The following is a 6000-nucleotide window of genomic DNA, read 5'->3' as shown; positions in this document are numbered from 1 at the left end:
GCGCGCCCTGACCTATAAGTTGCTCTGCTTATAGGCTAGGGGGATAGGTTTGCCCCCCTACGGCAGGCAGCAGGTGCTCTCGCACCTTGCACAATCCGCGCCTCGTGGCGCACAAAATCATCCGCATAGCGAATCAGATGGGGTGGTTGGATGTGCCCTTTTATTTGAGCATCCCAGGTCTTGGGAAATGCTTGTTTGATGAGGGTTTCCATGCCATGTAGGGCAATGTTTGCCAGCAATGGCGACAACACGCCCCCTTGAGGTGTTCCAGTGGTTGTCGCAAACCATTGTCCTTGATCCCATACCCCTGACTTCAGCCACGCCCTGATTTGGCGGCGTAGTGTCGCAAAGGTGTTGATCTTGGTTAACAGGGCATCTTGATTAATTTGGTCGAAACACTTCGAGATATCGGCATCCAGCACATATTTGGCTTTCAGCAATATGCCGTTGTATATCGCTTCAATTGCATCATGACATCCCCGTCCGGGTCGGAACCCGTAGGAGTTTGGTTCAAAGCGGGCTTCCCATTCTGGCTCTAGAGCCAATTTGACCAGCGCTTGTAAGGCGCGGTCGGCAAGTGTGGGAATTCCAAGCGGGCGTTTTTCCGCCTTGCCTCCGGGTTTAGGTATCCAAACTCGGCGCGTCGGTTTTGCCCGCCCAAAGAGTCTCAGTTGATCAACCAGTTCGAGCCGTTGTTCTGGGGTGAGTGACTTAATACCATCCACCCCTGCCGTTTGCTTGCCCTGATTGTCTTGACTCACCCGTCTGACCGCTAGACTCTTGGCTGACCATGACCGGATTAACGTTTTCTGGAGTCGCCGGACTGCCTTGACATCACCACGACGTGAGGCTTTGAATATGCGCGTTTGCAGCTTAAAAACTTTCCGCTCTAGCTTTCGCCAAGGGATCGTTCTCCATTCCCTCATCAGTTTCATCAACTGTGCTTTAGACGTATTGACTGCTACTTGTACCCATTCATTCCAAACTATCGGGTCTACGTCAGCATATCCCAGACATTACTCTAGGCTTTGGCTTCTTAGACCATCTTGCTCACTCACGGCTTCCAGTTGGCACCTACTCAGGGCATCGACCTTCCCAAAGAGCCATTGAGGAGTTACTTCGTTCCGAATCACCGTTCTTGAATCTTTAGGATGCTGCTTTCTGCCGGGTTTAGTGGGAGTGCATACAGGTCGTGAACGTAAACGCCTGCCCCAATATCCTTTGCCTTTTGGCTCCAGCCTATCAGCCTAATTTGGCTGGATTGATCTGACGACAGTTCAGACACAGCTTCGCTTTCGCTATCCATTGATTCATGCTCAACATCCACCGGATGAGGCTTCCAGTTTATTGCCTTTTCACCCCGCTTTACGGTTTGAGAACCAGTCGCTCCGTAGGGGTGATGCTGTTACTCCTTGCACTTGGAGAGAGGGTCTTGCACCCTCACGATGATTCAGTTGTCGAGGTTTTACCCTCGCCATCCGTCCCTGAGGACGATGCCTCATTTAGGATGAACGAATCGCACACGTTGCCCATCACCCGCAACCAATAGCTTTTGCATCACGATTGATCAACTTTTGGCAGTCGGCATGCATGGGCATAGTTAGGCTACGATTTGTACTCGCTGATTTTTTAGCTGAACCGCACCGTCTCTCTAATAAAGTGCTGTGTAGCTATCAGGTGACGTTTTCGGTTCCAGCGATTCTATAGCTCTCCAATAAAATTCCCAAACACTAACACCCATTAACAAGCATAGAAAAAATTATGGGTGCCCGCCAGAGCAGTGTTTTCATGCCTGTAGTACAGGATGGCCCAACCCTTGGACTAAGGTAATTTCTTATGCAGAAATCTCCTAAGTACTACTCTCGCATGGATAGTACACCCTCTATTTCAGGCATTTTTGGATGCTGAAACCCTCATTCTTGTGTGGAATAGCTGCCGCGCAGAGCAGCTACTCAAGTTTCTGAGCAAGCATTCAACAAGCTGTACTCTACTACAATCCCAGTGACTAACCGAAATGACGATCACCAAAATGAGAATCGGTCAGAGCAGTTGCGCCACCCATAACTATAACCTTGGCAAATTCGCTACCACATATATCCGCCCGTAGCGGGAAAATGTTTGAGGGAGAGCTTTAGGCTGGGTTGTATACTGTTCTCAAGTTGTACCGCACCCGTGCAGCCCCTGTAGATAATCTTACGTAAACTGTAATCGGGGTAGGGAACGTATTGGTAGTAGGAGTGTTATAGAAGGTTGTTGAAGAACCCCTTAACACTCTTGTTCCTACTGCAGTAATTTGGTTGCCTGTCAGATTTGGATGCTGCACATAGATGCTTGCTCTTAATGCACCGCCAGAAACACTAAAGACATCTGTATAGGATGGGAAATTTGCTCCAGGCTGAACCCTGAACTTTACGACATCTACCCGATCTCCTGTACCAATAACCCCCTGAAAGCGAATATTCAAAGGAACAGTACTGGCTCTTAATGCACCGACAAACCTAGCTGTGCGAAACGTATTATCCAGATTACTCAAGCTTCTTGGCTGGACAGCCGTTCGATCTGAAGACCTACGACTGAACCGTGATAGGTTCGTTGTCTCTAAGTCACTGGGTCTTTGCAGACTCGCTGCAGATAAACCAGAAGGTGTTGAGAAACGAGATAAAGCACTTACCCTACCACCAAGTTCTTGCATATTTTCCTAGGGGCGTTTCATTAAAACAATGACAGCAGCATATTTGTAATTCATGAACCTTGTCAGTGAGAAATGGTGACAGATCACACAATTAATATGGCGTTGTATAGGGATGTATAAAGTCAATCAGGGCGGTTGCGGTTAAGCGATCGCAACAAAAAGCCCACCCCTTTCACGTGGATGGGCCCTGTGGATGAAGTGTGGATACCGCTGTGGAGCGGGTGAGGTGTGGATGCTGCTTGTGGAGCTCTGTGGATGGGCTCCACAAGCAGCATCCACAGGGCTCCACACTCTCCACACCCCTCCACACTCCACACCCTAGTCACCGCAAAAAAGCCTCTAACATCGGTATCGAAGCGCTTCCCCTTCACCCTCCACACATCCGATTCCCTCACTGGCTAATTGCTGAAAGAATCCTCGGATCTTCTCGGTTGAGATTTGGCTTGTCCGCAAAAGGTGAATACCAGAGCGCGCCTGTCTTGCCGTTATCCATTCACCCCGGCGATGGGCGAAGCAGGCGATCGCCCTCAGTTCTTTGGGCAGTCCTTCCAGCGCCGCAGTATCTGGATCACTAAACTTATCTCCTGGCTCATCGACCACAGAGCCAGGTTCCATCTCAGCAGGCATGGCTTCGTAAAGCCGCTCCAATATCTCAGCCGTTAGTTGAAATGGGTTCCCCTCTTCCACCTGCGGTTGGGGTTGGACAGGAGGTGCAGCAGGTACGGTCACGACCTGGGGTTCGCTCTCATCGATGGCGATCGCCATCGGGTAGTGCTGCTGCAATGTTGGAAGGTGAAGCCAATCGGGAAGGGTCATCGTGGTTTCGTTATGGCCTGGGCGAGTCATGCGAACAGCCGCAGATCGGGTTTGCTCCCCCCAGGATGTCTCCCCATACTGCCGCGTTAACTGGATGGCCGAGCTATCAATCAAGTCCTTCATCCCCTTGATATTGGAGAATCCTGCACTGACCGTGCGGGCATGGTTGATCAAGATGGGGGCAATGCCATGCTTATCGCTCTCACTCAACGCGGTTCTGACCAGTGACTGCCCCAACTCCTCATGCCCGTTGCTGTATTGGGTCAACTCATCAATCACCAAACTTTGGCGATCGCCTCCCAACCGCAAGTTCTCTACCAAGTCGCTGTAGAAGGCCTGAATCGCATCAAAGTCACTACCCGCTCCTACCACCACCCCGGCAAAAAGCTTCTGCCCATCGACGTGGGGAGTGACGACAATCATCGGCCAGCCCAGCAGGTAGGAGCGCAGGTAGGCGATCGCACTGGCCAAGCTTGATTTCCCAGTTTGCTGTGGTCCCGATACCACTAACAACTTACACATCAGCGCATACCGCAGGTCTGGACAGTCCGCCATCAACCGGTTCCATAACTGCCACTGCTGCCCTTTCCATTGGGCGGATACTGGAGGCGCAGCAATGGTGCCCACCGGTACGGCTGCAACCTCAACCGCTTGGAGCGTGGCAGCAGGCTGCACAGGCACATCCTCAACGGGAGGAAGTTGGGCCAGCACTCGGCGCTGCTGCTCATTCAGGTAGCGCTCAAGGCGTCCATTCTCAATGTCGTCAAAAGCCTTCTCACCCTGGCGTACCCGGTCAATCAGGTACCATCCACCCAGCAACCCGACCGCGATCGCCAGGGGAGCAGAGGCCAGCACCGATAGACAGTAGCCAGCACCCGCTAGTGTCGCGACCAGGGGCACCATTAACCCACCGTGGTACTCCTGCAAGACGCGATCGCCTGCCTGCTGCACCAGTGCGGCACGGGGGTCAATGTTGGAATCTGCGATCTGCTGAATAGCTTTGATGTCACTGAAGTTCATGGGATGTCTCCTAGGGTGTTGTGAAGGGACAAAAAAGGGGCACGGGCGATCGCCTCAATGCCCCGTACAAAAGGTTTTTACTTGCTTTCAGATGGCTTCTGAGTCGTGGCCTGCCCGTTGCCGTTGCGCTGATACGCTTCCCATGCGGCAGACTCCGCGGAGTCTAGGCCAAATCGCTTGAAGATGCTGTCGATCGCTTCTTTCAGGGTGACGGTGCTCTGAGCCGGTGGCACATCCTCAGGTTTGGGCGGTTGCTCGGGTTCGTCCTTGGGTGCCGCTGATTTCGTCGGTTCCTTTGGCTTGCTAGAGGTCGAAGGTTTGCCGCTCCCAGTCGTGGGCTGAGTCTCGGGTTTGAAGATCACCTTTCCACCCTCCGCCAGCAGCCACAGAAACACGGTCACCTGAACCGTGGATAGGCAGATAACCAACCAGAGCAACTCACCCCAGTTAATCGTTAGCCCCGTAAAGCTCACCTCAAACGGCTTGAAGTAGCGCAGCAGGATCGCCAGGTCGGTGCAGAACGCTCCATAGCACAGCAGCATGACCCGACCAAGCCAGCGTTGCGGGTAAGCGTTGTATTGAGACTTCAGGCTTGCAACCAACGGGTTGTCTGACTTGCTCACCTCTAATCCACGGAACCGTTCAGCCGCTTTAATCAGCAAAGCCAGGGCACCGAGCGATCCTTTCACCAGCAGGGGCAGTGCTTCCAGCACTTGCAGCAAGGCCCACAGCACCAAGGCTACAAAGCCGATCAGGAGCTTGAAGAATCCTTCAGGCGCAAAAAAGGAGATCAAGATTTTGTAGTAGAGGCTGGCGTTCCAGGCACAGAAAACAATCACGGCGATCCGCGTCACCAACACCAGCATGAGAATTCCAAACGAGCCACTATTCCCTAAACCAGGATTCTTGAGCATGTTCGACATCGTTTAGCCCTCTGCTGGTGTAGTGGAATTGACCTGGGGAGCAACGATGCCCCGAGTGGTCGCCCGCTCGATCGCCTGCTTCACAACATCGGGAGAGGCATTGCCAGCAAACTGCGTGAGATTACCACCCTCACCCACCACAGCCGTTCCACCGATGCCATCGCACACCACCAGGCCCGGTTGTAGGGGCTGGGCATTGGTCCCACTCACAGCCACGGCATTGGGCACGATTTGAGCAAACCGCTCATTCTCATAGAGCAGCAGGCAATCTTGTTCGTAGCGGGCATTGGCGATCGCCCGTTCCTGCTCCATCAGTTCGTTGCTGCGTTGAAGATTAGCAACACGGGTCACTTCGCTTTGGCGTTGCTGGTAGCGCTCCCATTGGCGAGGCGCTTCCAGAGCCAGGGCACCGGCAGCGACGAGTACAACGGCAATGGGAACCAGTTGCTGGCCAAGGGGTTTATCAGGGTCTGGGTTTCGTAACATAGGTTTGTTCCTCTCTATTTGCGTGGAGTGGACAGGGGGCGATCGCCTCGGCCTGAGAAACTG

At 52.9% G+C, this 6000-nt stretch carries 4 protein-coding genes and 1 pseudogene; all 5 read right to left on the bottom strand.

What is annotated here, in order from left to right:
• Positions 1-110 precede the first annotated feature (110 nt).
• A pseudogene (locus NDI52_RS30615) lies at positions 111-926 on the bottom strand (reverse transcriptase N-terminal domain-containing protein); the annotation flags it as partial.
• A gap of 203 nt (positions 927-1129) precedes the next feature.
• Positions 1130-1306 (bottom strand): hypothetical protein, encoded by a 177-nt coding sequence (locus NDI52_RS30610; RefSeq protein ID WP_348256942.1) that lies wholly within the window; start codon positions 1304-1306, stop codon positions 1130-1132.
• Between the two features lie 1725 nt (positions 1307-3031).
• The gene (locus NDI52_RS30605) at positions 3032-4528 is read right to left on the bottom strand and encodes a hypothetical protein (protein ID WP_348256941.1); all 1497 of its coding nucleotides are present in this window, start codon (positions 4526-4528) and stop codon (positions 3032-3034) included.
• A gap of 77 nt (positions 4529-4605) precedes the next feature.
• Entirely contained in the window at positions 4606-5451 is an 846-nt protein-coding gene (locus NDI52_RS30600) for a hypothetical protein (protein ID WP_348256940.1), read from the bottom strand.
• A gap of 3 nt (positions 5452-5454) precedes the next feature.
• Positions 5455-5937 (bottom strand): hypothetical protein, encoded by a 483-nt coding sequence (locus tag NDI52_RS30595; protein WP_348256939.1) that lies wholly within the window; start codon positions 5935-5937, stop codon positions 5455-5457.
• Positions 5938-6000: the final 63 nt, after the last annotated feature.

Source organism: Leptolyngbya sp. PL-A3 (assembly GCF_039962325.1).
In the GTDB taxonomy this organism is placed as follows: domain Bacteria; phylum Cyanobacteriota; class Cyanobacteriia; order Elainellales; family Elainellaceae; genus Vacuolonema.
Note: the sequence above shows the minus strand (reverse complement) of the source record. Positions and strands in the feature narration are given on the sequence as shown.

Coding starts and splice junctions, on each gene's coding strand:
- NDI52_RS30600 (WP_348256940.1), bottom strand. CDS start 5,451: ATGTCGAACATGCTCAAGAATCCTGGTTTAGGGAATAGTGGCTCGTTT.
- NDI52_RS30610 (WP_348256942.1), bottom strand. CDS start 1,306: ATGGATAGCGAAAGCGAAGCTGTGTCTGAACTGTCGTCAGATCAATCC.
- NDI52_RS30605 (WP_348256941.1), bottom strand. CDS start 4,528: ATGAACTTCAGTGACATCAAAGCTATTCAGCAGATCGCAGATTCCAAC.
- NDI52_RS30595 (WP_348256939.1), bottom strand. CDS start 5,937: ATGTTACGAAACCCAGACCCTGATAAACCCCTTGGCCAGCAACTGGTT.